Origin of the sequence: Pseudomonas cichorii (genome assembly GCF_018343775.1) — a bacterium.
GTDB classification, from domain to species: Bacteria; Pseudomonadota; Gammaproteobacteria; order Pseudomonadales; family Pseudomonadaceae; genus Aquipseudomonas; species Aquipseudomonas cichorii.
Map to the genome: position 1 here is coordinate 3,693,126 of NZ_CP074349.1, position 26,026 is coordinate 3,719,151.

General features: G+C 61.0%; 11 protein-coding genes. 9 read left to right on the plus strand and 2 right to left on the minus strand.

Annotated elements, in window-relative coordinates; all coding sequences use genetic code 11:
• The first annotated feature begins 51 nt into the window (after window positions 1-51).
• From KGD89_RS15460 to KGD89_RS15470, 3 genes are read left to right on the plus strand one after another with little or no spacing between them, the layout of a single operon-like run.
• The gene (locus KGD89_RS15460) at window positions 52-1,224 is read left to right on the plus strand and encodes an efflux RND transporter periplasmic adaptor subunit (RefSeq protein ID WP_025260670.1); all 1,173 of its coding nucleotides are present in this window, start codon (window positions 52-54) and stop codon (window positions 1,222-1,224) included.
• Window positions 1,225-3,198: a MacB family efflux pump subunit gene (locus KGD89_RS15465; protein ID WP_025260671.1), complete on the plus strand. Its 1,974-nt coding sequence runs from the start codon at window positions 1,225-1,227 to the stop codon at window positions 3,196-3,198. It begins immediately after the preceding gene.
• Between the two features lie 7 nt (window positions 3,199-3,205).
• Window positions 3,206-4,597: an efflux transporter outer membrane subunit gene (locus KGD89_RS15470; RefSeq protein WP_025260672.1), complete on the plus strand. Its 1,392-nt coding sequence runs from the start codon at window positions 3,206-3,208 to the stop codon at window positions 4,595-4,597.
• A gap of 102 nt (window positions 4,598-4,699) precedes the next feature.
• On the opposite strand, the gene pvdP is transcribed toward KGD89_RS15470, so the two are convergent.
• Complete coding sequence (pvdP, locus tag KGD89_RS15475; RefSeq protein WP_025260673.1) at window positions 4,700-6,343, minus strand: pyoverdine maturation tyrosinase PvdP; 1,644 nt, start codon at window positions 6,341-6,343, stop codon at window positions 4,700-4,702.
• 181 nt (window positions 6,344-6,524) lie between these two features.
• On the opposite strand from pvdP, the gene pvdM reads away from it, so the two are divergent.
• The 6 genes from pvdM (at window position 6,525) to KGD89_RS15505 (ending at window position 17,335) form a co-directional block, all read left to right on the plus strand.
• Window positions 6,525-7,868, plus strand: a complete 1,344-nt coding sequence (pvdM, locus tag KGD89_RS15480; protein ID WP_025260674.1) for a pyoverdine-tailoring dipeptidase-like protein PvdM — start codon at window positions 6,525-6,527, stop codon at window positions 7,866-7,868.
• A 42-nt stretch (window positions 7,869-7,910) separates the two neighbouring features.
• A complete protein-coding gene (gene pvdN / locus KGD89_RS15485) occupies window positions 7,911-9,194 on the plus strand; it encodes a pyoverdine-tailoring periplasmic protein PvdN (RefSeq protein ID WP_025260675.1) in 1,284 nt (427 codons plus the stop codon).
• 40 nt (window positions 9,195-9,234) lie between these two features.
• The gene (pvdO, locus tag KGD89_RS15490; protein ID WP_025260676.1) at window positions 9,235-10,095 is read left to right on the plus strand and encodes a dihydropyoverdine dehydrogenase; all 861 of its coding nucleotides are present in this window, start codon (window positions 9,235-9,237) and stop codon (window positions 10,093-10,095) included.
• Window positions 10,096-10,287: 192 nt separating this feature from the next.
• On the plus strand, window positions 10,288-11,952 hold the full coding sequence (locus tag KGD89_RS15495) for a cyclic peptide export ABC transporter (RefSeq protein ID WP_025260677.1): 1,665 nt from the start codon (window positions 10,288-10,290) through the stop codon (window positions 11,950-11,952).
• A 307-nt stretch (window positions 11,953-12,259) separates the two neighbouring features.
• On the plus strand, window positions 12,260-14,698 hold the full coding sequence (locus tag KGD89_RS15500; RefSeq protein ID WP_025260678.1) for a TonB-dependent siderophore receptor: 2,439 nt from the start codon (window positions 12,260-12,262) through the stop codon (window positions 14,696-14,698).
• Window positions 14,699-15,010: 312 nt separating this feature from the next.
• Window positions 15,011-17,335, plus strand: a complete 2,325-nt coding sequence (locus KGD89_RS15505) for a TonB-dependent siderophore receptor (RefSeq protein ID WP_236249367.1) — start codon at window positions 15,011-15,013, stop codon at window positions 17,333-17,335.
• Window positions 17,336-17,398: 63 nt separating this feature from the next.
• On the opposite strand, the gene KGD89_RS15510 is transcribed toward KGD89_RS15505, so the two are convergent.
• Complete coding sequence (locus tag KGD89_RS15510; RefSeq protein ID WP_025260680.1) at window positions 17,399-26,026, minus strand: non-ribosomal peptide synthetase; 8,628 nt, start codon at window positions 26,024-26,026, stop codon at window positions 17,399-17,401.

Sequence of the window (26,026 nt, forward strand, 5' to 3'; positions counted from 1 at the left end):
CCCGTGGCCGTCGCCTGCCGACGGGCTGAATTCTCCAAGCAGGAACCCTGCATGAAACGCTCTCGACACCCTGGACGCGCCGTCCTTCTGGCGCTGTGCATGTTTCCGGTCATCGCCGTGTGCGCCTGGCAAATCATGCCTTCGGGCAACAACGATGCTGCCACCGCGCTCGTCACCCGCAGCGACATTCAAAGCAGCGTGACGGCGCTGGGCACTCTGCAACCGCGCAGTTATGTCGATGTGGGTTCTCAGGCCACCGGCCAGATCATGAAGATCCACGCGCAGGTCGGGGATCAGGTCAAGGAAGGCCAGTTGCTGGTGGAGATCGATCCGTCCACGCAAAAGGCCCGGCTCGATGCGGCCCGCTATGCCATTGAAAACCTCAAGGCCCAGCTTCAGGAACAGCGTGCCTTGCACGAGTTGGCCCAGCAGAAACAGCAGCGTCAGCGAAGCCTGGCGGCCGGTGGTGCCACCCGCGCCGAGGATGTGCAGGCCGCCGAATCCGAGTTTCGCGCTACTCAGGCACGGGTCGACATGTTCAAGGCGCAGATTCTCCAGGCCCAGGCCAGCCTGCGCAGTGACGAAGCCGCGCTGGGCTACACCCGCATTTACGCGCCGATGTCTGGCACCGTGGTCGCGCTGGATGCGCGGGAAGGCCAGACCCTCAATGCCCAGCAGCAGACGCCGCTGATCCTGCGCATCGCCCGGCTCTCGCCCATGACCGTCTGGGCCGAGGTGTCCGAAGCCGATATCGGCCATGTCAAACCCGGCATGAACGCCTACTTCACCACCTTGAGCGGCGGCACCCGGCGCTGGAGCAGTACGGTCCGGCAGATTCTCCCGGTGCCGCCCAAACCCCTGGAGCAAGCCAATCAGGGTGGCGGCAGCCCGAGTAGTTCGGGCAAGAACGGCAACGGTCGCGTGGTGCTCTATACCGTGCTGCTGGATGTCGACAACGCCGATCAGGCGCTGATGGCGGAAATGACCGCGCAGATATTCTTTGTCGCCAACAGCGCCCAGAACACCCTGACCGCTCCCCTTGCCGCCCTCAAAAGCGGGCCACAGGCCGACCTGCAAACCGCACGGGTCCTCACCGCCAGCGGCGACATACAGAACCGCGAAGTCCGTACCGGCATCAGCGACCGTTTGCGGGTGCAGATTCTCGAAGGGCTGAATGAAGGTGATCGGCTGTTGATCGGCCCGCCCCTCGGCAGCGGAGGCTGAATGCAGACGCCACTGATCGACCTGCGGGATATCCGCAAATCCTACGGGGGTGGCGACAGCCCGCGGGTCAACGTGCTGCGGGGAATCGATCTGTCGATCCATGCCGGCGAGTTTGTGGCCATTGTCGGTGCCTCCGGCTCGGGCAAGTCGACCCTGATGAATATCCTCGGCTGCCTCGACCGTCCAAGCGCCGGGCAGTACCTGTTCGCCGGAGAAGATGTGGCCGGGCTGGACAGCGACGAACTGGCCTGGCTGCGGCGTGAAGCCTTTGGCTTCGTGTTTCAGGGCTATCACCTGATTGCGTCGGGCTCGGCCCAGGAAAACGTCGAGATGCCGGCCATCTACGCCGGAACACCCGCCGCGGAACGCCATGCCCGCGCCGCCGCCCTGCTCGACCGACTGGGGCTGGCCTCGCGCACCGGAAACCGTCCGCACCAACTCTCCGGCGGCCAGCAGCAACGGGTTTCCATTGCCCGCGCATTGATGAATGGCGGGCATATCATCCTCGCCGACGAACCTACCGGCGCACTGGACAGCCACAGCGGCGCAGAGGTCATGACCCTGCTGGACGAACTCGCCAGTCAGGGGCATGTGGTGATTCTGATCACCCACGACCGGGAAGTCGCTGCACGCGCCCGGCGCGTCATTGAAGTCAGTGACGGCCTGATTGTCAGCGACACGGCATCCGGCAACCCGCAAGTACAAGCCCCGACCAATCCGGCCGCCTTGCAAGCCGTTGACCTGCGCCAGCGCCTGAGTGAAGGCAGTACCCGCAATGGTGCCTGGAAAGGTGAATTACTCGATGCCATTCAAGCTGCCTGGCGGGTGATGTGGATCAACCGGTTCCGTACCGCACTGACCTTGCTGGGCATCGTGATCGGCGTTGCCTCGGTGGTGGTCATGCTAGCCGTGGGCGAAGGCAGCAAGCGTCAAGTCATGGCGCAGATGTCGTCCTTTGGCTCCAACATCATTTACCTCAACGGCAAATCCCCCAGCCCGCGCACTCCCAAAGGCATCATTACCCTGGAAGAAGTCGCCGCACTGGGCGAACTGCCCGAAGTGAAAATGATCATGCCGGTCAATGGCGGACAGGCAGGCGTGCGCTTTGGCAACCTTGATCACTCCAGCTACGTGGGCGGTAACGACACGCACTTCCCGGCCATCTTCAACTGGCCGGTGGTCGAGGGCAGTTACTTCACCGAAGCCGACGAAAGAAACGCCGCAGCCGTGGCAGTGATCGGCCATAAGGTCCGGCAAAAGCTGTTCAAGGATAGGGCGAGCCCCATCGGCCAGTACATCCTGATCGAGAACGTGCCCTTCCAGGTGGTCGGCGTCCTTCAGGAAAAAGGCGCCAGTTCCGGCGACCTGGACAGCGACAACCGCATTGCCATTCCCTACTCCTCAGCCAGCATCCGGCTGTTCGGCACCCAGAACCCGGAATACATCGCCATCGCCACCAAGGATGCCGGCAAGGTCAAGGAAGCCGAACGTTCGATCAATGACCTGATGCAGCGCCTGCACAACGGCAAGAACGATTACGAACTGACCAACAACGCCGCGATGATCCAGGCCGAAGCCCGGACCCAGAACACTCTGTCGCTGATGCTCGGCTCGATTGCCGCCATCTCGCTGCTGGTGGGTGGTATCGGCGTAATGAACATCATGCTGATGACCGTACGGGAACGCACTCGGGAAATCGGCATCCGCATGGCCACCGGCGCGCGCCAGGGCGACATTCTGCGCCAGTTCCTCACCGAAGCCGTGATGCTCTCGGTGGTCGGCGGGCTGGCGGGCATCGTACTGGCCCTCGGCATGGGCGCAGCGCTGCTGCTCGGCAAGATCGCCGTGGCGTTTTCGCTGTTCGCCGTTGTCGGCGCCTTTGCCTGTGCATTGGTGACCGGCGTGATCTTCGGTTTTATGCCTGCCCGCAAAGCTGCCCGGCTCGATCCGGTTGCAGCCCTCACCAGCGAATGATCGATCGATGAAGCCAACCCTCACCTTGCTGACCAGTTGTCTGCTTCTGGCGGCCTGCAACACTTCTGCACCCTCCATCGACAGCGGTATCCAGCCACCGCCAAGCTGGGAATTCGCCCAAGGCGCCGCCTTGCAGCGCACTGATGCTCAGTGGTGGCAACAATTCGGCAGCCCGGACCTGAACCGCCTGATCGAACAGGCCCGGGTCAACAGCCATGAAGTCGCCGCCGCCATGGCCCGTGTACGTCAGGCTCAGGCAACGGCGACCATCGCCGGAGCCCCCACGCGCCCTGAGCTCACCTACGACATCCGGGGCGAGCGTAACAAATTCCTGCGCAGCAGCGACCGCAAGGCCAGCCCTTCGGATGACAACAATACCGACGCCTTTACCACCAGCCTGACCGCCAGTTACGAAGTGGATTTCTGGGGTGGCGTAGCCGCCGCCCGGGACAGTGCGCTACACCGTTTGAAAGCCAGCGAGTTCGACAGGGCCACAGTGGAACTGACCCTGCTCAGCAGCGTGGCCGATCGCTACGCGCAAACCCTGTCAGCCAGAGAGCAGAGCCATATCGCCGAGCTGAACCTGGCCAATGCCCGCAACGTGCTGAGACTGGTGCAGACTCGCTACGACTCGGGCTCCGCCACGGCACTGGAACTGGCTCAGCAGAAGAACCTGGTTGCGACTCAACAACGTGAACTGCCGCGTATTCAGCAACTGGCCAATGAGCAACAGATCACCCTCGCGGCCCTGCTCGGCCAACCCGTGCAACATCTGCAATTGGGCAATCAGGATTTCGAGAACCTGAGCTGGCCACCGATCGGCACAGGGCTGCCCAGCGAACTGCTGACCCGTCGCCCTGACATCGCCAAGGCCGAAGCCGAGCTGGTCGCCGCCCAGGCCGATGTCACCGTAGCCCGCGCGGCCCTGCTGCCCAAATTGACCCTGAGCGCTACTTTAGGCACGGAAGTGGTCAGGGCCGAAGACTGGCTGCGAGCGCCCTTCAGCAGTCTGGCTGCCGGCCTGACCGGACCGATTTTCAATAACGGACGCTTGAGTGCAGAGCGCGACAAGGCCACGGCCCGTCAGGAAGAACTGCTGGAAACCTATCGCGGCGCGATCATCAACAGCTTCGCCGACGTGGAGAAAGCCCTGAACAGCATCAGCGGCCTCGACCAGCAAAGGCACTGGCACGACGAAGAACTCAAACAGGCCCAGACCGCATTCCGCATCGCCCAGAGCCGTTACGAGGCCGGCGCGGAGGATTTGCTGACCGTGCTGGAAACCCAACGCACACTGTATCTGGCCCAGGATGTGAGCGTGCAGCTTCGGCTGTCGAGGGTGCAGGCGAGTATTGCGCTGTACAAGGCCCTGGGTGGCGGCTGGTCACACCCGCTGTAGGAATGCCTTGGCCGCGACGGCAGTGTGAACGACGGTGTATTTCCGGCACCGTCGCGAGCAAGCTCACTCCCCCATGAAAACCGGCGTCACACTCAAACCGGATTACCCCCCGCCAAACCACTTGTCCGGCAGCAGATTTCTTGCATACCAGGGCCGACGCGGCACGCGGCGCAGGAGGTTGCCGAGCTTGTCATCGGCAGCAAAAGTAATGCGCAGCGCCAGCTTCATGACCTCCGGGTCCATTTCCATGGTGGTCCCGGCATTCAGGCCCGGTGCGGTGCTGCATCCATGAGTCTGCGGGCCGAGCCAGGGATCGCTGATTTCAACCCAGCGCCCCGGCGCGAACCATGGCACGCCATTGACCTCAAGACGGCTCACTTCTCCCGGATGAAAGCGCTCATGGGCACGGAACCAGTCGTCGATCCGGTCATCGATCCAGCCATGGAACATCCAGAAAACCGGATGCACATGGGAAGAAAACGGGTCAGCGAGAAAATCGTTTTCCGGCTCGAACCAGCGCGCCGCGAAATCCGCCGAATCACGGGCCATGGGCACCGGCTCGCCATTTGAAGGGTCCCTCGCAACGGACGCCCAGCGCATGTGCAACCAGTCATGCAGTTCCAGTTCAACCTGGGAACCAAACTGGCCAAGGGTCAGTTTCGACAGAAAGCGCGGGTCCCTGTATTGGGATTCCCACGCCTGAAAATGCGTGCTGAATGTCTCGTCGCTTTTGATATCGCTGACCAACTGGCTATATTCCGCATCACCATTGGCCTGCCAGGGCGGTGGCAACGCGCAGCCATCGTGATTATCGAAGTATCGGGCAAAGCCCTGACGGTCCCGCTCAAGCTCCGGCTGCGGCAAAGGGAAGCGCGGCCAGGAAGGCAGCTCCTGAAACTGCCGGGCCTGGATCAGCATGTGCCGATGCATATAGAAAAAGTCGATGCCCGAGCCATTACGGTCCTTGCGCTCGCCACGGGCATCGCGCTCCTTGTCTCTCGGGCCTGGCTGCCAGCCGATACCGCGCAGGGCATTGCGTTTTTCTTCGGGCAGGCGATGCCACTTATCGCGGCTGGCATGCCAGAGCTGGTGAAACAGGCGATGCTCCTTTGAAACCAGCCAGGCCAGAAACGGAGGCGTCAGCCCGATACGGTCACGGGCTTCGGGAAACACCTGCTTGGTGGCAATAAAACGATTTTCCAGCTCAGGCAACGCCAGCGGACGATCCAGACGCTCGATGCGCCCACTCAAAGTGCCGCTGCCCGCATTACCGAAGCTGCCCCAGACTTCATCCAGAACCATGCTGAATTCATAGTCCGGCGCATCGCTTTGCGGGCTGTCATCGAGATGGCCGTCAATGACCCGAAAATACAGCGTCGAGGCATCGGCAGAACGCAGGTCGCCGATCACCCGAAAGCGCGGTTCAGCATCGCCACGCAGACGCTCAGCGGTGTCGATATAACCCCGCAGGCCACGGCCACGCGGGGCAATGTCCAGGAACATTTCCAGGCCCTTGAGCGGCGCTCCGGCCAATCCTGCATCACGCCCCTCGAAACGTATATCCCATATCCCGCGCAGCTTGTCGGCCAGCCGCTGGGTAGCGGTATCGGCCGCAGCGGCAGTCGCTTCCCCCGGTGTAACGGGCTCTTCGACGCGCGTGAGTTCGCGGTGTGCGTAATAAGCAGCCGGTACCGCAGCACCGGTGAGCGCCAGGCCCGCTATAAACCCTCGTCGAGAAATCGTCATTGCACTACCTGTTGCCCCAAAACGGCGTTTATCCCAGCTAGGACGTAACATCGATGCAGAAATTTAGGGCAAGGACCGCGAACGGCATCCGCGTTAAATTTTTCCGCCATCCGCTCGTTCTCCCCAGATAGCAAAGGCCCTTGTGCCTGCTTCTGAACGGCGAACCGGAATAGAGATGGCAATGACAAAACCGCGTTGGAAAAAGGCTCTTTTCATTGGCCTGCCCCTGGCTCTGGCAATCAGTGCCGGTGCAGGCTGGCTGGCCTGGAATTACTGGTCGCCATCGGGTTACCCGGTCAAGGTGATGAAACAGGCCGAAGAGCTGCAGGAACGGATCATTTCCTTCGACAGCCACATCACTGTGCCCCTGAAGTTCGGCAGCGAACGCAACGAAGCGGACAAGGACGGCTCCGGGCAATTCGATCTGGTGAAGACCGCTCGCGGACGCTTGTCGGGTGCGGCACTGACGGTGTTCGGCTGGCCGGAAATCTGGAACGGCCCCAATGCCCCCCACCGTCCGACACCGGGCTTTGTGGATGAAGCGCGGCATCAACAGGAAGTGCGCTACAAGATCATCACCGGCATGGTCCGCGACTTCCCCAACCAGGTAGGCATCGCCTACACCCCGGATGACATGCGCCGCCTGCACGGTGAAGGCAAGTTCGCGATTTTCATCAGCATGCTCAACGCCTATCCACTGGGCAACGACATCAACCTGCTGGACCAGTGGACTGCACGCGGCATGCGCATGTTCGGCTTCAGTTATGTGGGCAACAACAGTTGGGCCGACTCCTCAAGGCCCCTGCCGTTCTTCAATGATTCCCAGGACCCGCTGGGCGGCCTGTCCGATATCGGCAAGCAGGCTGTGCACCGTCTGAACGATCTGGGCGTGATCATCGACGTGTCGCAGATGTCGACCAAGGGCCTGGAACAGGTCAGCCAGCTGAGCCGCACACCCATCGTCGCTTCGCATTCCGCACCGCGGGCGCTGGTGGACATCCCCCGCAACCTGAGCGACGAAGAACTGCAGATCATCAAACGGAGCGGCGGCGTGGTGCAGGTCGTGGCGTTCCCCGCCTACCTGAAACCCTTGACCCAGAAGACCCAGGACAAGCTCAACAAGCTGCGCAAGGACTTTGACCTGCCGCCGCTGCCGAACCTGGCCATGGCCCTGATGCCCGGCGACGCCATCATTACTGTCTGGCCCGAGCAACGCTTCGGCGCTTACGCCAGCAAGCTGTACGCCATCCTCGAAGAGGAGCCCAAGGCCACCGTCAAGGACTTCGTCAATGCCATCGATTACACGGTGAAGAAGATCGGCATCGATCATGTGGGCATCAGCTCCGACTTCAACGATGGCGGCGGCGTGGACGGCTTCAAGGATGTCAGCGAAATCCGCAACGTGACTGCCGAACTGATCGAGCGCGGCTATGCCGAGGCTGACATTGCCAAGCTCTGGGGCGGCAACTTCCTGCGGGTCTGGGAACAGGTGCAGAAATCGGCAAGACCGGTGGCCAGCCAATGAACCTCTTGCACTTGAACATCGACATTCCAGGTATGGCCGCTCATGACTGACCGCAGAACCTTTCTCAAACAGGCCGGCCTGCTCGCCGCCGCCCTGCCCATGGGCGCCAGCCTCGTACCTTCGGCCATGGCCGCCAGCACCACCGGACAGGCACCGAAAGACAAATGGAACACCTTGCGCGGACTGTTCGATCAGGATCCGGATTACATCCATTTCGCCAACTTCCTGATCACCTCGCACCCAAGACCGGTGCGCGAGGCCATCGAGCAGCACCGGGCCAATATCGACCGCAACCCTGGCCTGGCCATGGACTGGGACCTGAAGGAAATCGCCCGCCGCGAAGACGCGGTGCGCGAATGGGCGGGCAAGTATTTCAATGCCAAACCCGGCCAGATCGCCCTGACTGGCAGCACGACGGAAGGTCTGGCGATTATCTATGGCGGCATTCATGTACGGCCGGATCAGGAAATCCTCACCACCGAGCATGAACACTTCTGCACCCGCAATATCCTGAACTCACGTCACAAAAGAGAAGGCACCCAGGTTCGCAAGATCCGCCTGTTCAAGGATTCCACCACGGTTTCGAGCGACGAGATCATCGGCAATATCGCCCGCAGCATCCGCCCCGAAACCCGCGTACTGGGCATGACCTGGGTGCAATCGGGCAGCGGCGTGAAACTGCCCGTTGGCGAGATCGGCGCGCTGGTTCAGGAACAGAACCGCAACCGTGACGAGAAGGATCGCATTCTGTACGTGATCGATGGCGTTCACGGCTTCGGCGTCGAAGATGTGGATTTCCCGAGCATGAACTGCGACTTCTTCGTCGCCGGGACCCACAAATGGATGTTCGGCCCACGAGGCACCGGCATCATCTGCGCCCGCTCGGAGCAATTGAAGGATGTCACCCCGCTGATCCCGAGTTTTTCCGAAGCCATCAACTTCGGCACCATCATGACGCCTGGCGGCTATCACTCCTTCGAGTACCGCTGGGCAGCAGACAAAGCCTTTGAACTGCACCTGCAACTGGGCAAAGCCGATGTCCAGGCACGCATTCATCAGCTCAACACCTACATCAAGCAACGCCTGAAAGAACAGCCGGGCATCGAGCTGGTCACGCCCATGGCACCCGAACTGTCGTCGGGTTTCAGCTTCTTCAGGGTCAAGGACCGCAATAGCGACGACGTGGCCGCCTGGTTGATGAAAAACCGGATAGTGGTGGATGCCGTGGATCGCGATATCGGCCCCGTCGTGCGCACCGCTCCGGGCCTGCTCAACAACGAGGCCGAGATAGACCGCTTCCTGGCCGTCCTCGGTCAGCGTCCATGACGCATTCCCCCGTTTTCAGTTTTCTGCCTTGAGGCCCGTTATGAACAAGATGCTGCCCACCCTGTCCCTCACCGCCCTGCTGGGTGCGCTGTTGCCCGCAGCCGCCATGGCCGCCACGCCCGAACCGGGCAAGGTGTTCAAGGACTGCAAGGACTGTCCGGAAATGGTCGTGCTGCCTGCCGGGACCTTCACCATGGGCGCGCCCGAATCCGAACTCGGTCGCCAGCCCGACGAAGGCCCGCTGCATGAAGTGACCTTCGCCAAGCCCTTCGCCATCAGCCAGTTTCAGGTCCTGAGCGGCGAGTGGAAGGCCTATATCAAAAGCACCGGCTACAAGATGCCCGATGGCGATACCCGTCCGGGCCGCGAGTGCAAGGCCGGCCAGCCACGCTATCCACTGACCGACCGCCAGCCTGCGGTGTGCATGGACTGGAATGAAGCCAAGGCCTACGCCGCCTGGCTCTCGAAGAAGACCGGCAAATCCTACCGACTGGTCAGCGAGGCCGAGCGCGAGTATGCAGCCCGTGGCGGCAGCACCGGGCCGTTCCCCTTCCCTATGGATGAAGGCAAGCAATACAGCATCGCAAAACATGCCAATACCTATGGCCCGGAAGATGGTTTCAGCGTCACGGCCCCGGCCGGCAGCTACAGCCCCAATGACTTCGGCATCTATGACGCCCACGGCAATGTCTACGAATGGACCGCCGATTGCGAAACCAGCAACTACAACGGCGCGCCTACCGATGGCAGTGCCTGGCTGGCCGGCGATTGCAGCTGGAAGATGATTCGCGGCAACGACTGGACCGAAGCGCCGATCTTCTCCCGCTCCGGCAACCGCAACAGCCGCAAGCCCGATGTGCGCGGCGACTGGCTGGGCTTTCGGGTCGTCCGGGAACTCTGACGCTTTCACAACGCAATGCCGATCAGACAAGGTCAATGTGTGGGAGGCAGCTTGCTGGCGACTTCAGCGTACAGACGCAGAATATCTGCCAGTTTTCAGGCCTTTTTCGCCAGCAAGCTGCCTCCCACAGGTTTTGTGTACACCTTTACTGATCGGCATTACCGCTACAACGGACAATAACGAGACAAGAGCATGACGCCCAAATCAGAAAGCCTCGCCCGGGAAACCCTGAGGATCCTCAAGCCATTCTGGTGGCTGGTGGCTCTCTCGACGGTGCTGGGGGTGGTCAGCGGCCTGAGCGTGACCGCCCTGCTGGCCACCATCAACAACGCGATGAACATGGCAGGCGGACCAGACACTCACACCGCCCTGCTGTTCGCCGGTCTGTGCGTGCTGACCCTGGCCTGCTCCACCGTCTCGAACCTGTCGACCAACTATGTCGGCCAGCGCGTGGTCGCCAACCTGCGTCGTGAACTGGCCGCCAAGGTGCTGGTCGCGCCCATCGAGCAACTGGAGCGTTATCGTTCGCATCGCCTGATTCCGGTGCTGCTCAATGACGTGAACACCCTCAGCACCTTCGCGCTGTCCATTGCGCCGATGGTGATTTCGTTCACCGTCACCCTGGGCTGCCTGACGTATCTGGCCCTGCTGTCCTGGCAGATACTGGCGCTGACGGTCCTGACCGTGGTGCTGGGCACCGGCGCGCAGTATCTGGCTCATCATTTCGGCACCCGTAGCATCATCGCGGCGCGCAATGGCGAAGACGAGCTGCAAAAGCACTATCAGGCCCTGTCGGCCGGTGCCAAGGAACTGCGCATCCAGCGCAAGCGCCGCCAGCACATGCTCGACGAGCAGATCCATGGTGCCACCGAGCGCATCTGCCGCTCCAACGTGCGTGCCGCCAACATTTTCGTCAGCGCAGAAACCTTCGGCTCGATGCTGTTCTTCGCGGTCATCGGCATCGCCATTGCCTTTCAGGCGCTGTGGCCGAGTACCGAAAAGACCGTGCTGGGCGGTTTCGTGCTGGTCATGCTGTATATGAAAGGCCCGCTGGAGCGCCTGATCACCGCCCTGCCCGGTATCAGTCGCGCACAGATCGCCATGCGCCGGATCGCCGAACTGTCGTGGAAGTTCTCCAGCCCCGAGCCGCACCTGCTGGTCAGTGATCGTCCCAACACCCTGGCAAACATGCAGACCCTGGAACTGCATCAGTTGCGCTATGACTATCCGCCGGTGGAAGGCAGCGAACCCTTCCACCTCGGCCCGGTCAACCTGCGGATCAAACAGGGCGATATCGTGTTTATCGTTGGCGAAAACGGCTGTGGCAAGACCACACTGATCAAGCTGCTGCTGGGCCTTTACACCCCACGACAAGGGGAAATCCGGCTCAACGGCAAGGCAGTCACGCCAGAAGAGCTGGACGACTATCGCCAGCTGTTCACCACCATCTTTGCCGACTACCACCTGTTCGACGAGCCGCTGCAAGGCGAAGCCCGACTGCCTGCCGATGCGGGCAAGTACCTGGAGCGCCTGGATATTGCCCACAAGGTCAGCATTCGCGATGGCGCGTTCACCACCACCGACCTGTCCACTGGTCAACGCAAGCGTCTGGCCCTGATCAATGCCTGGCTGGACGAGCGTCAGGTGTTGGTGTTCGACGAATGGGCTGCCGATCAGGACCCGGCTTTCCGCCGCGTGTTCTACACCGAGCTGTTGCCCGAACTCAAACAGCAGGGCAAGACCATCATCGTCATCTCCCACGATGACCGGTATTTCCCGATTGCCGATCAACTGGTGCGCATGCAGGCCGGCAGGATCGAGGTGGAGCAGGTGCAAGCCCAACCGGTATCTGCCTGAATACAGCCTGTTATCAATGCCCGAGCCCCGCCCGGTTGATACCGCGAGCGGGGCTTCTTTTTGCCCATGAGTCAGCCTCCTCCTCACGCCCGATAGCCTTGCGCCATCTTTTTTCGGGCACATGTGAAAAATTCATTAAATAACTGAGAGCCATTTTCGTTCTCTTTAACAGCACACCTGCGCGGGCATCTGCCGTCAGCCTGGCTCCCAGTAAAAGTCGAGCAGCATCTGTCCGGACTCAGCATCCGGACAGGCCTGAACGACGCTCTTTATCTCCTTGCCAATACCAACTAGAAAGAGCCACTTCATGTACACACCGTCACGACTCACCCCTCTCAGCAAGGCCTTGTTGATCAGCCGGATGTTTCGCTCAAGACCTGCCATGGCAGCAATCGGTCTGGCGCTCAGCATGCCCATGGCCGCTCAGGTACAGGCCCAGGAAATCGAGTTCAATATCCCGGCTCAACCGCTGAGCAGCGCTCTGAGTCAACTGGAAAGCCAGGGCGGCCTGCGTGTGGCTTACAGCCCCGCGGATGTACAGGGCAAGACCGGCGGCGCGGTACAAGGCAAGTTCACTTCGGCACAGGCAGCGGGGAAACTGCTGGCCGGAGCGGGCCTGACCTACAGCTTGCAAGGCAATGCCCTGACGTTGGGCGCTCAGGACTCATCGGCGGCCATCAACCTGGCACCGACCGCGATTGACTCCCAATATCTAGGCACCACCACTGACGGCACAGGCTCCTACACCACCGGCGCGACCACTATCGGCAAGGGCGCAGCGCAATCGTTGCGAGAAACACCACAGTCGGTCACGGTCATGACCCGTCAGGTCATGGACGACAATAACCTCACCAGCCTGAGCGAAGTGCTGGAAGACACACCCGGCATCAGCTTCCAGTACCGCAACTTTGGTGGCCACGTGTATACCTCCCGTGGCTTCTCGTTGCTGGCGGAAAGCTTTCTGGTCGATGGCATTGGCGGCCAGGGCTACCAGATCACCGGCTGGATGCAGCCGGACATGGCGATTTATGACCGCGTTGAAGTATTGCGCGGCGCGTCGGGCCTGCTGGTGGGTGCAGGCCAGCCCGGTGGTGCGGTGAATCTGGTGCGCAAGCGTCCGACTGCCGAGAACAAGTTCTCGATCACCACCCGTGCGGGTTCATGGGATCAGTACCGCGTCGACCTGGATGGCAGTGGCAAGCTCAATGACTCGGGCACTGTCCGTGGTCGCATGGTGGCCGCCTATGAAGACAACGGCTCGTATCAGGATAACCGCAACAGCCGCACGCCCCTGCTGTACGGCATCCTCGAAGCCGACGTGACCGACGACACCACGTTGACCATGAGCCTGCGTCGTCAGGAAAAGGTCATCAACGGCTACTCGATCTACGGCCTGCCGCGTTATAGCAACGGGCAGTCGCTGGATCTTTCGCGCTCGACGAACCTGGCTCCCAAGTGGAACCGGCTCGAAACAGACATGAGCGAAGCTTTCTTTGAAGTCGAGCATCGCTTCAACGAAAACTGGCTCAACAAGACCTCCCTGACCTACTCCGAAGGCGGATTCGATCAGGCCATCGCCTATGCACGTGGCACTGTTAACCCGACAACGCTGGCAGGCTCACGCTTCCAGAGCACGCTGTTCCGTAAAGATGAAGTCAACAGCCTGGGCTTGAACAGCCAGCTGGAAGGCAAGTTCGACGCCTTCGGCCTGTCCCATGAGGTCACTTTGGGTGCTGACTGGTCGAGACAGAGAGCCGACAACAAAAACGTCACAATCGCGACGCCTCTTGCCATCAATATCTTTGATGTCGACACCCGTTCACTTGCCAAACCGGTGAATACAGGCTGGACAAGCAATTACGTCTCGACTGAAGAGCGCGCCGGCCTCTATGCCAATACCCGCATCCACCTGACCGAGCCTTTGAGCCTGGTACTGGGCGGGCGCCTCAGTTGGTTCGAGTATGACTACAACGCCAAATACGGCCCGGCCCTTTCCTATGAATCCAAACAGACTCAGGAATTTACCCCGTTCGCCGGCCTGATCTACGACATCAACGACAACTGGTCCTGGTACGCCAGCTATGCGGATATCTTCACCCCGCAAGCCGCTTACAGACAGGTCGGCGGCGCCCCGCTGGACCCGGCCATTGGCTCCAACTACGAAACGGGTATCAAGGGTGAACTGTTCGACAAGCGCCTGAATCTGTCGATGGCCCTGTTCTATATCAAGCAGAAAGACGTGGCCTACGTCGACCAGACGACAGAAGAACTCTGCCCAGGCGGCTCCGACAACACCTGCTACGTCCAGGGCGGCATCAAACGCAGCAAAGGTGTTGAAATCGAAGCAAGCGGCGAAGTACTGCCAGGGCTTCAGGTCTTTGGCGGCTACACCTTCAACCAGTTGGCAAACAGTTCCGATATGGAAGTGGCCTACGAGACACCAAAACATATGCTGCGTCTGAACACCAGCTATAACCTGCCCGGTGCCTGGAACCGTCTGACGCTGGGCGCTGGCGTATCGGCTGACTCCGGCTACACCGTGCCGTCCAACGATCAACTGGGTGTTGCAGGCCGCGCCATCTGGGATGCACGCGCCTCCTGGAAGCTCGACGAGCACTGGACCGTCGCTCTGAACGCCGACAACCTGTTTGATCGCAAGTACTACACCACAGCCGTGGCTCTGGACCGCTCCAACCTGTACGGCGAACCACGCAGCTACGTCCTGACCCTGCGCGGCGACTTCTGATCCTGCGCAGAATCTGCGGATAAACCGATCCACAGGGCACCACAAAAAGACCAGAGGGCAGCCTCTGGTCTTTTTTATTGAAAGACTTACTAAATTAATTCCTGCCTCATTCGTATGAATTCCTTATGAGCCACGTTGAAAAATCGCCTGGTAAAGGATGACCAGAGGCAGTGCCCCATACGACGGTATGGTTTACCCTGCGTCATTGATCGAAGAGCCATCACCATGCAATCACGCACCCGCCCTCCACTGCCTGCCCGCCTGCTGCTCCAGCCAAGGCCTGCGATAAGAGTGATAGGGTTTGCGCTGCTGATGACGTTCAAGGCAGAGGCCTTGGCGCAGGAGATCGAATTCGATATCCCAGCCCAACCCTTGAACAGCGCCCTGAATGAACTGGGGCGCCAGGGTGATCTGCAGGTGCTGTACAACCCGGACGATATCAAGGGCAAAAGCAGCCAGGCCGTGCGCGGCAGATTTACCCTAGAGCAGGCAGCCAGAAACCTGCTCGATCAGGCCAGAGTGCCTTATAGCCTTGAGAACAACACCCTGACACTGACCGCCATTATTCCTCCGGTCAGCCTCAAGCCCCTGTCGATTCAGGCACCACCGGCAGGTCTGATTACCGAAGGTTCGGGCTCTTACACCACGTCCGCAGTGAGCATCACCAAAAGCGCCCAGTCCCTGCGTGAAATTCCGCAGTCGGTGAGTGTCGTGACCCGCCAGTTGATGAACGACAAGAACCTCTACAGCCTGGAAGACGTGATGGCCCAGGCCACCGGCGTCACTTTTTCCCAACGCAATTTCGGCTCCCATGTCTTCAGCTCACGCGGCTTTGCCATGGAAGACGAGAGCTACACCATTGATGGCATCTCCGGTCAGGGCTACAGCGTGACCGGCTGGATGACGCCCGATATGGAAATCTACGACCGGGTGGAAATCCTGCGGGGCGCGGCCGGGCTGCTGATCGGCGCGGGCAACCCCGGCGGCACGGTGAATCTGGTGCGTAAACGCCCGACCGCCATACCGCAGTTTTCAATAACCACCCGCACCGGCACCTGGAACAACAACCGGGTGGATCTGGACGGCAGCAGCAAACTGAACGACTCGGGCAGCATCCGGGGCCGCTTCGTGGCGTCTTATGCCGACCGTGACTACTTTATCGATGGCCTCAGCAAATCCGCCCCGCTGTTGTACGGCATCCTCGAAGCCGACCTGAATGACGACACCACCCTGGCTGTGGGCGTTCGCCGTCAGGAAGCCGATATCAAAGGCTTCACCATCTTCGGCCTGCCCCGCTACAGCGATGGCAGTGCCCTGGACGTACCACGCTCGACTTCACTGGCCCAGGACTGGAACCGTCACCAGACCCGCACGGACGAAGTGTTCACGGAACTGGACCATCACTTCAGCGAGAACTGGTCGGGCACACTGTCTGCCACCCATTCAACGGGTTCGTTCGAGCAGAAAGTGGCCTATGCCCAGGGCGCCATCGATCCGGCGACATTGACCGGTTCCCGTATCGCCCGAACCCTGTTCCGCTCCGACCAATTGCACAGCAACGGTTTCGATGCGCACATGGACGGTCATTTCGAGGCGTTCGGCCTGGAACACCAGCTAACCTTCGGCGGCAACTGGTCGGAGCAGATGCGTAAGTCCAGCCAAGTCAATGTGACATCCAACCAGCCCATCGATGTATTCGACCCCGACAGCCACCTGATTGCCGAACCGGCCCAGCCCGACTGGACCTCCATCACCGACTTCAGTGACAAACGCTATGGCGCTTACGCCAATCTGCGCCTGCATCTGTCGGAGTCGTTGAGTCTGGTCATGGGCGGTCGCCTTAGCTGGTATGACTACCAGACCCAGGCAGCGAGCGTCACTCGTAAATCCATAGAGCAACATGAACTCACGCCTTTCATAGGCACGATCTACGACCTGAATCCCGACTGGTCCCTGTACGCCAGTTACACCGATATCTTCCTGCCGCAAAGCGTGTACCGGGATGCTGCTGGCAACCTGCTGAAACCGGCCATCGGCGCAAACTACGAAACCGGCATCAAAGGCGAACTCTTCGAGCAACGCCTGAATCTTTCCTTTGCGATGTTTTACGTCAAGCAGAAGGATGTGGCGGTGGAAGACAACGCCAATCCTGGCGAATGCCTGATGAACGATATCTACGGCACCTGCTACCTGAACGGCAATATCCGCCGCAGCAAGGGGTTTGAAGTAGAAGCCAGCGGCGAACCCCTGCCCGGCCTGCAAACCGTGGCGGGTTATACCTTCAATATGACCCGTGGCAGCGACGGCCAGTCCATTTCGGCCGAAACACCCCGACACCTGTTTCGCATGACCGGCAACTACACCCTGCCCGGCACCTGGAACCGCCTGACCCTCGGCGCCGGGGTTTCCGCACAGAGCGGCTATTCGGAAGCCGAATCATCAGCAGAAATCAAAAACCCCGGCCGCGCCATCTGGGACGCCAGAGCCTCCTGGAAAATAGACGAACACTGGAGCGTGGCCCTCAACGGCAACAACCTGCTGGATCGCAAGTATTACAAGGCGACCGGGGATGTGGACCGAGGAAATTATTACGGAGATCCGCGCAATTACATGCTGACATTGCGCGGCGAGTTTTAGAGCTGCCGAAGGCAGCAGCTACAAGAGTTTGAGGCTTGCAGCTTGCGGCTTAAAGCTTGCTGCTCATTTCCCCCTCAGCCTTTCTACAACCCCGTCCAGAAACCCCTCCCCGATCACGATATTGTCGTGCCGCTCCTGAATGACGATCGAAGAACCCAGCCCGTTTACCGAGCATTGTTCTTCAACCACGGCTTGCGCCTTGAGGATCTGGTCCGGTTCGCGGCTTTGTCCTGCCCACCAGCAATCCACTTTTACGTCCAGTGTCTTGAGGGTGAAGGCTTCGGCCAGTACGGCATTGGCGTGCAGCAGTTTGTAGCCGGTTTCGATTTCATCCTGGATCGCGATGTCCTGGAACACGCTACGCAGGCTTTCGACGCCGATACCGGCATCCTGTGCAACCTGTTCGATCACCCGGTCAGCGATTTCACGTTCATCCTTGAGCGATACCCTGGCGCTTGCGATCAACTCGATCACACGCTCACGGGCCAGCCCCGGCACGAACGCCACCAGGCTCTGGATCAGACTCTGGAAGAGATTCTGGTCCTGATTCCGTGCCCGGACTTCAGGGTCCTCCTCGATCCAGCTCAGGCCTGCGGAAGCCGGCAGCATCGTGTCCACCAGCGCCAGGAAATTCACCTTGTCACCATCGCGCTCCAGAATATGCGCGACATCGATGGCCAAGGCTCCGCCCAGGGACCACCCCAGCAGGTTGTATGGCCCGACAGGCTGGGTGAGCCTGATCTGCTCGACGAAGTAACCGACCATTCCCTCCCAGGATCTGTCGAACCAGCCCGGCACCACATAGGCCTTGTTGACCAGACCATACACCGGCCGATCTTCGCTCAGCCTGCCTGCCAACGGGTAATAGGAGTAAGTGCCGCCGCCACCCGGCGGCAGGCAGAACAGCGGGGTTTTGTCAGACGGGCTGTTGTTCATGCGGATGACCGCAGACTTGACCTTCGCCTCGCCTGCCCGCAGGAAGTCAGCCAGTTCGCCCAGGGTCTGCATCAACAGGAAATCATGCAGTTTGATGGAGATATCGAACGCTTCGCGAATCCTGCCCGCCAGGGACACCGCCAACAGCGAGTGGCCGCCCAGGGCAAAGAAATTGTCGTTGAGGCCCACACGCTCGACTTTCAGCACGTCCGCCCAAAGAGCGGCAAGCCGCTCTTCCAGTTCGGTACGTGGCGCCACATAACCTTGTTGCAACTGGCTGGCATCCGGCTTTGGCAGGGCCTTGCGATCCAGCTTGCCGTTGGCAGTCAGCGGCATGACGTCAACGGCTACAAAGTGCGTCGGCACCATATAATCCGGCAGCAGCGTCTTGAGATGCTCCTTCAATCCATTCACATCCTGCGCGCCATCGTTCGCTACCCAGTAGGCTGCAAGCTGCTTGCCGCTCGGGCCGTCGATATCGATCACATGGGCTTCGCGCACGCCCGGATGTTCATTGAGCCGCGCCTCGATTTCACCCAGCTCGATGCGCAACCCGCGGATCTTGACCTGATGGTCGATCCGGCCTGCATAGTCGATCACCCCATCGGCACCGTAGCGCGCCAGGTCGCCGGTACGATACAGGCGACCGCCATTGGCCGAAAACGGATCGGGCACGAAGCGTTCGGCAGTCAATGCAGCACGCTGGTGATAACCCCGCGCCAGGCCGACACCGCCCAGATACAACTCGGCTGCCGCGCCACGGGCTGCCGGTAGCAGGCCATCGTCCAGAATGTGCGTCTTGAGGTTATCGATAGGCCGACCGATCGGCACGCTCAGGGTATCGTCCGGCGTGCAGGTCCAGTGGGTCACGTCGATGGCCGCTTCGGTCGGGCCATAGAGGTTGAACAGACCTGCTTGCGGCAAACGCTTGAGCACTTGCGAAGCCAGCTCAGCGGGCAAGGCCTCACCACTGCACACCACGCGGCGCAGGCTGTGGCCGTTTTCCACCCGCTCATGGGTCATGAAGGCCTGAAGCATCGAGGGTACGAAGTGCAGGGTCGTGACGTTGTAGCGGGTAATGGTCTGCAGCAGACGATCAGGGTCCCGATGATCCCCCGGCAAAGCTATCGCCAGACGTGCGCCGGTCAGCAGCGGCCAGAAAAACTCCCAGACCGAGACGTCGAAACTGAACGGGGTTTTCTGCAACACGGTGTCGCTGGCATCCAGCCCGTAGGCTTTCTGCATCCAGTGCAGGCGGTTGACCAGGGCGCGATGGCTATTGCCCGCGCCTTTGGGTTTACCCGTCGAGCCTGAGGTGTAGATCACATACGCCAGGTTTTCGGGATGGGTGCGATTGACCGGGTTGTCCTGGCTGTAAGCTTCCAGCCAGTCACCCTCCTGATCCAGGCACAACGACTGAACATGATCGGGCACCGGCAGGCCTTGCAGCAGTGACGTCTGGGTCAGCAACAGGCCAATGCCGCTGTCGGCCAGCATATAGGCCAGACGGTCCTGAGGATAATCCGGGTCCAGCGGCACATACGCCCCACCGGCCTTGATAATCGCCAGCAAGCCGATTACCAGTTCCAGACTGCGCTCGACGCAGATCCCCACCCGCGCATCCGGACCGATACCTGACCCGCGCAGTTTGTGGGCCAACTGGTTGGCGCGGGCGTTCAGTTGCGCATAGCTCATCTGCTGATTGTCGAAGATCAACGCCGGAGCATCGGGGGTCGCCAGCACCTGGGCTTCGATCAGGGTGTGTACGCACTGCTCGCCCGGGAACTCGGCAGCGGTGGCGTTCCATTCTTGCAGAATCTGTTGCTGCTCCTGCTCATCCAGCAACGACAGCTCGCCGATGGCAGCAGCCGGATCACGCACCAGCGCCTGAAGCAGGTGCTGGAAGTGGGTGGCCAGTTGCGTCACCACCTCTTCGTTGAAGTGCTGGCGGGCGTAGCTCAGGCGCAGGGACAGCGTCTCGCCCAGATTCACCACCAGGGTCAGCGGATAATGGGTCTGCTCCTGGTTGATCAGGCCACTGAAGGCCAGACCGTCCGGCGAAGCCTGTTGCAGGGCTTCGGACACCGGGTAGTTCTCGAACACCAGAATGTTGTCGAACAGCGCTTCGCCACCGCTGCCTGCCAGACGCTGGATTTCGTACAACGGCGTGTGTTCGTACTCGCGCAGGGCAATATTCTTGCCCTGCACCTGCTGCACCCAGTCCGCCACCGACTGCTCGGGACGCGGACTGGCAATGACTGGCAAGGTGTTGATGAACAGGCCAAGCTGCTCTTCAACCCCCGGCAAGTCCGCCGGGCGACCTGCCACGGTTGCGCCAAAGGTCACGCTGGCTTGCCCGGTATAACGCTGCAACAGCAACAACCACGCCGATTGCACCAAGGTGTTGAGCGTCACGCGCTGCTCGCGGGCAAACTCGCTCAGGCGCTGGGTGCCGGCAGCATCGATCAACTGGAAGTAATCGCCATGGCCCTGCCCGCCTGCATTGGACTTGAGCGCCTGCACCAAGCGGGTCGGCTCGTCCAGCTCGGCCACCTGTTCGGTCCAGAAACGCTCGCTGGCCTGGGCATCCTGACGTTGCAGCCACTCGATGTAATCACGATAACGGCTGCTCTGCTGCGGTATTGGCTGACCGCTGTAGCGTTGCAGCACTTCGCCCAACAGGCGCGAACTGCTCCAGCCGTCCATGAGGATGTGATGGCTGGTGTAGATCAGGTGATGAGTGTTGGCTCCAGTGCGCAATACCGCCAGACGCAACAGCGGGCCTTGGGTCAGATCAAAACCTTTCTGCCGATCGGCGTGCGCCCAGTCATCTAGCCAGACAGAGGATTGCCCCTGAGCATCCAGCTCGACAAACGGCACGTTCACCGTGCGCTGCACCACTTGCAGCGAGTGTTCCAGATGGCTGACGAACCCGCTGCGCAGCACTTCATGGGCATCCACCGTCGCCTGCCACGCCGCCTGGAAGCGCCCGACTTCAAGGCCGGTCACATCGACGCGCATCTGGTTGATGTAGTTGCCCGCTTCTTCCTCGAACAAGGTGTGGAACAACATGCCTTGCTGCATCGGCGACAGCGGATAGATGTCTTCGATTTCACGCGGATTGATCGACAGTTGCCCCAATTGTTTCTGACTCAAACGGGCCAGCGGGAAGTCGGACGGTGTCACCCCGGCGCCACCCTCGGTGGTGCAATGGGCGATCAGTTGCTGCAATTCCCGGGCGTATTCATCGGCCAGGCGCTGTACGGTATCGGGCTCGAAAACCGCCGCACTGAAACTCCAGCTCAGGCGCAACTCGCCGTTGTAGACCTGACCATTGATGCTGATCGGGGCCGCCAGCGGGGCCTCGCTGCTCTGGGACGCGCCGCTGCTTTCCCCCGAGGGTGCGAACAGCGCATCGCTGGCATCGAAACTGCCATCGAACTGGCCCAGGTAGTTGAAGACAATGCTGCCCTGCGCCAGGTGTTGCAGGCTCTGCCGCACAGGTTCTGCGCCGAGATAACGCAACACGCCGTAACCGATGCCCTTGTTGGGGATGGCGCGCAGTTGCTCCTTGATCGACATGATCGAATCGGCAAGAGCTGCATGCGCAGTGAGCCTGACCGGATACAGGCTGCTGAACCAGCCAACGGTGCGGCTCAGGTCAATGTCGTCGAACAGGTCTTCGCGACCATGCCCCTCCAACCGGACCAAGGCATCGGGCTGGCCAGTCCAGCGGCTGATCACGCGGGCCAATGCGGTCAGCAACAGGTCGTTGATCTGGGTGCGATAGGCGGCCGGAGCGTCTTGCAGCAATTGCCGGGTCAGGTCGCTGTTCAAATGGGTGGTCACAGAGGTGGCATGTTTCTGCTGCTGCCCGCCGTCCGGATGATCGCTTGGCAAGGTATCGCTGACGTCCTGCAACTGCGCTTGCCAGTAAGCCAGCTCCGACGCCAGCGCCGGGCTTTGGGCGTAAGTGTGCAACTGCGCAGCCCAGGCCTTGAGGGAACTGGTCTTGGCGGGCAGCGCCAGGGCCTTGCCGGTATTCAGGGCGACATAGGCTTGTTGCAGGTCCTCCAGCAACACACGCCATGACACCCCGTCCACCACCAGATGATGGATGACCAGCAACAGGCGCTGCTCGCCTTCAGGCAGGTTCACCAGCACGGCTCGCAGCAGAGGGCCGTTTTTCAGGTCCAGGCTGCGCTGGGCTTCGTCAGCCAGTTCGGTCAGGCGTGACCGGTCATTGAGTTCGTGTTCCCACAACAAGTCGCGGGTGTTCAGCGGCCCGAAGGTCGCCTGCCATTGGCCGTCCTGCTGGGCAAAGCCCAGGCGCAGAGCGTCATGCTGCTCGATCAGAGCCTGCAAGGCTGCCAGCAGATGACTGGCTTCCAGCGGGCTGTTGGGCTTGAGCATCACCGACTGGTTCCAGTGATGGCGCTCGGGAATGTTCATCTCGAAGAAACGCGCCTGAATCGGCAGCAACGGCAAGTTGCCGCTCACCTGCTCGACGACTGCTGCGGGCTTCTTCTGGATCAGTTTGGCCACCGTCGCCAACTGGGCGATGGTCTGTTTCTCGAACAGTTGCTTGGGGCTCAGCTTGAGGCCCTGACGCTTGGCACGGGCGATGATTTGCAGGCTGAGGATCGAATCCCCGCCCAACTCGAAGAAGTTATCGGTCGTGCCAACCTTCTCCAGCTTGAGTACATCGGCCCAGACGGCGGCGAGCTTTTCCTCGATCTCGCCGACCGGTGCGGTGTAGCGCTGTTTGACCACACCCGGCGTGGGCAACGCACGCTTGTCCAGCTTGCCGTTGGCGGTCAGCGGCAGACGCTCCAGCACCACGAACTGCGCGGGCACCAGGTATTCCGGCAGGCTGGCAGTCAGTTGTTCGCGCAGAGTTTCGACCTGCAGCGTCGTGCCCGCAGCGGCCACGCAATAGGCCACCAGTTGCAGGCGGGATTCGTCGCTTTCCAGTGGCAAGGCCAGCACCACGGCTTCGGCCACGCCATCCAGCGCTTGCAGCACCTGGCCGACCTCACCCGGCTCGACCCGATAGCCGCGAATCTTTACCTGATCGTCGGCACGGCCCAGGTATTCCAGCAAACCGTCTACCCGGCGCGCACGGTCACCGGCGCGATACAGACGCTCGCCATCGCCTTCCGGGTCCGGCACGAAACGCTCGGCCGTCATGGCCGCACGCCCCAGATAGCCCTGCGCCAGGCCGCGACCACCCAGATACAACTCACCGGCCACCCGCTCGGCCATCGGGTTCAGCCAGGCATCCAGCACCCGCGCCTTGCCGTTGGCCAGGGGGTGTCCCACCGGCACGCTGCGACAGGCCTCCAGTTTTTCCTGCACTTCATGGGTCAGGATGCCTACCGTGGTTTCGGTCGGGCCGTAGTGGTTGACGATCCGGCAACCCGGTTTGAGGGTTCTGATCTGTTCGATCAAGGACCAGGAACTGGCCTCGCCCCCCAGGATCAGCATCTGCTCCGGCAGCACGTCGGAAGACCTTGTGGCCTGCAACAAGCCTTGCAGATGGCTCGGCACGATCTTCAACACTGCCACCTGATGCTCGGCCATGTACGCGGCGAAACCATCGGGATCGAATGCCTGTTCATGGGACAGCAAATGCAGTTGACGACCGGATGCCAGGGCGCCGAACAACAGGGTATGGCCCAGGTCGGCGGCAACGGTGGACACCATGGCCATGCTCGCCTCGGCGCTCAGGGAAAGACGCTGGAGCACGCCTTGCAGGTAGTTGGCCAGCGCGCCATGGCTGATGACCACGCCTTTGGGCTGCCCGGTGGAGCCGGAGGTATAGATGATGTAGGCCGGTTGCTGCGGCAGCACTTGAATATTCAACGGGCTCGTATCGACATCGGCCCACAGGCTGGCGTCATAGGCCAGCACCGGGCAGACACCCAGGCTGGCAGCCTTGTCATCGCCTCGGGCGTGGATCAGCAGCACCGCGCCGCTGTCCCTGGCCAGTTGCTGCAAGCGTTCGGCAGGTTGCGCAGTATCCAGCGGCAGGTACACCGCACCCAGTTTCAGTACGGCCAACAGGCTGACCACCCACTCCACTGAACGGTCCTGACACAGTGCCACGGTCATGCCATCGGCAATGCCTTCGCCTTGCAGGTAACGGGCGAACTGGCTGGAGCGCTGTTCCAGCTGGTCATAGCTCAGCACGTGCTGACCAACACGCAATGCCGGCTTGCCCTGCCCGGCGTGCAGGCCTTTTTGCCACAGGGCCAGGAAATCGGAACTGGCGAAATCGACAGTCCGGGGTGCAACCGGAGCCGTCACGGCAAGCGGATGATCCGCCAGGCGCTCGCCGGAATGCACCACCAGCGCTTCCAGCACGTTCTGCAACGACGCCGCGATACGCTCGATGGTCGACGCCTCGAACAGGTCGGTGGCGTAGGTGAAATAACCGCGCAACCCCGACGGGGTGTCGGTGAAGTCAAAGGCCAGGTCGAAACGCGCATCACCGCCGCCCACCGGGAACTCGGCCACGGTCAACCCGGCCACAGCCGTACCGGCGCTGCCTTCATCACCGGCAAACACATGCTGGTTGATCTTGAACTGGAACAGCGGGTTGTGGCCCAGGTTACGCTCTGGAGCCAGGGCATCCACCAGATGCTCGAACGGCAGCTCCTGATGGGACTGCGCGCCCATCACCACGCTCTTGACCTGGTCCAGCAGCTCGACGAAGGTCTGGCGCTCATCCACCTGAATGCGCAGCACCTGGGTATTGATGAAGAAGCCGATCAGGCCTTCCAGCTCATTGCGGGTACGACCGGCATTGGGCGCGCCGATGCGGATATCGGCCTGACCGCTGTAGCGCGACAGCACCACCGACAACGCAGCCAGGGTCAACATGAACACCGTCTGGCCGTTGTTGCGCGCCAGGGTCTTGAGCCGGGCAGAGAGCCCTTCCGGCAGGTCCGCCCGCACGATTGCTCCGCGATAACTCGGCTGGACAGGCCGTTCATGGTCCAGCGGCAATTCCAGCAATGGATGCTCGGTGCCCAGTTGTTGCTTCCAGTATTCGAGTTGACGCTCACCCTCCCCGGCTTCCAGCCAGGCGCGCTGCCAGATGGCGTAGTCGGCATATTGAATCGCCAGTGGCGGCAATTGAGCAGGCTGTCCGGCGACCTGCGCCTGATAGAGCTGAACGAATTCGCGAATCAGCAACTCACCCGACCAGCCATCGGAGACCACGTGATGCATGCACACGGTCAACACATGCTCGGCGTCGCTCAGGCGGAACAGTTTCACCCGCAGCAGCGTGCCACTCAGCAGGTCAAAGGGCGCCTGCAATTCGGCTTTGACCTGCGCCTCAATGTCGTCGTGGCTGGCATAGGCGACGTCCAGTGCGACGGTCGCCTGCTCAAGAATTTCCTGATGAAACTCGCCCTCCACCGACACGAACCGGGTACGCAGGGTTTCATGGCGTTGCACCAGCCGCTCAAGGGCCTGTGCCAGAGCGCGCTCGTCCAGCGGGCCATTCAGGCGCACAGCCAGCGGCACGTTGTAGGCGATATTGCCCGGCTCCAGTTGCCAGAGGAACAGCATGCGTTGCTGGGCGTAGGACAACGGGATGCGTTGCACGTCATGGCGGGTCACCGCAATGGGCAACAACCTGAAGCTTTGCCCGGTCTCGCTCATCTTGGTGAGAATCTGGCGGCGCTGCTCCACGGGCAAACCGACGAAGCGCTGGGCAATACGTTCTGCTGCAGACTTTTCCAT

What these genes read in the sequence shown, in the direction of transcription:
- KGD89_RS15460 (WP_025260670.1), top strand. Translation starts at nt 52, where the DNA reads ATGAAACGCTCTCGACACCCTGGACGCGCCGTCCTTCTGGCGCTGTGC.
- KGD89_RS15495 (WP_025260677.1), top strand. Translation starts at nt 10,288, where the DNA reads ATGACGCCCAAATCAGAAAGCCTCGCCCGGGAAACCCTGAGGATCCTC.
- KGD89_RS15505 (WP_236249367.1), top strand. Translation starts at nt 15,011, where the DNA reads ATGACGTTCAAGGCAGAGGCCTTGGCGCAGGAGATCGAATTCGATATC.
- pvdM (WP_025260674.1), top strand. Translation starts at nt 6,525, where the DNA reads ATGACAAAACCGCGTTGGAAAAAGGCTCTTTTCATTGGCCTGCCCCTG.
- pvdN (WP_025260675.1), top strand. Translation starts at nt 7,911, where the DNA reads ATGACTGACCGCAGAACCTTTCTCAAACAGGCCGGCCTGCTCGCCGCC.
- KGD89_RS15465 (WP_025260671.1), top strand. Translation starts at nt 1,225, where the DNA reads ATGCAGACGCCACTGATCGACCTGCGGGATATCCGCAAATCCTACGGG.
- pvdO (WP_025260676.1), top strand. Translation starts at nt 9,235, where the DNA reads ATGAACAAGATGCTGCCCACCCTGTCCCTCACCGCCCTGCTGGGTGCG.
- pvdP (WP_025260673.1), bottom strand. Translation starts at nt 6,343, where the DNA reads ATGACGATTTCTCGACGAGGGTTTATAGCGGGCCTGGCGCTCACCGGT.
- KGD89_RS15510 (WP_025260680.1), bottom strand. Translation starts at nt 26,026, where the DNA reads ATGGAAAAGTCTGCAGCAGAACGTATTGCCCAGCGCTTCGTCGGTTTG.
- KGD89_RS15500 (WP_025260678.1), top strand. Translation starts at nt 12,260, where the DNA reads ATGTACACACCGTCACGACTCACCCCTCTCAGCAAGGCCTTGTTGATC.
- KGD89_RS15470 (WP_025260672.1), top strand. Translation starts at nt 3,206, where the DNA reads ATGAAGCCAACCCTCACCTTGCTGACCAGTTGTCTGCTTCTGGCGGCC.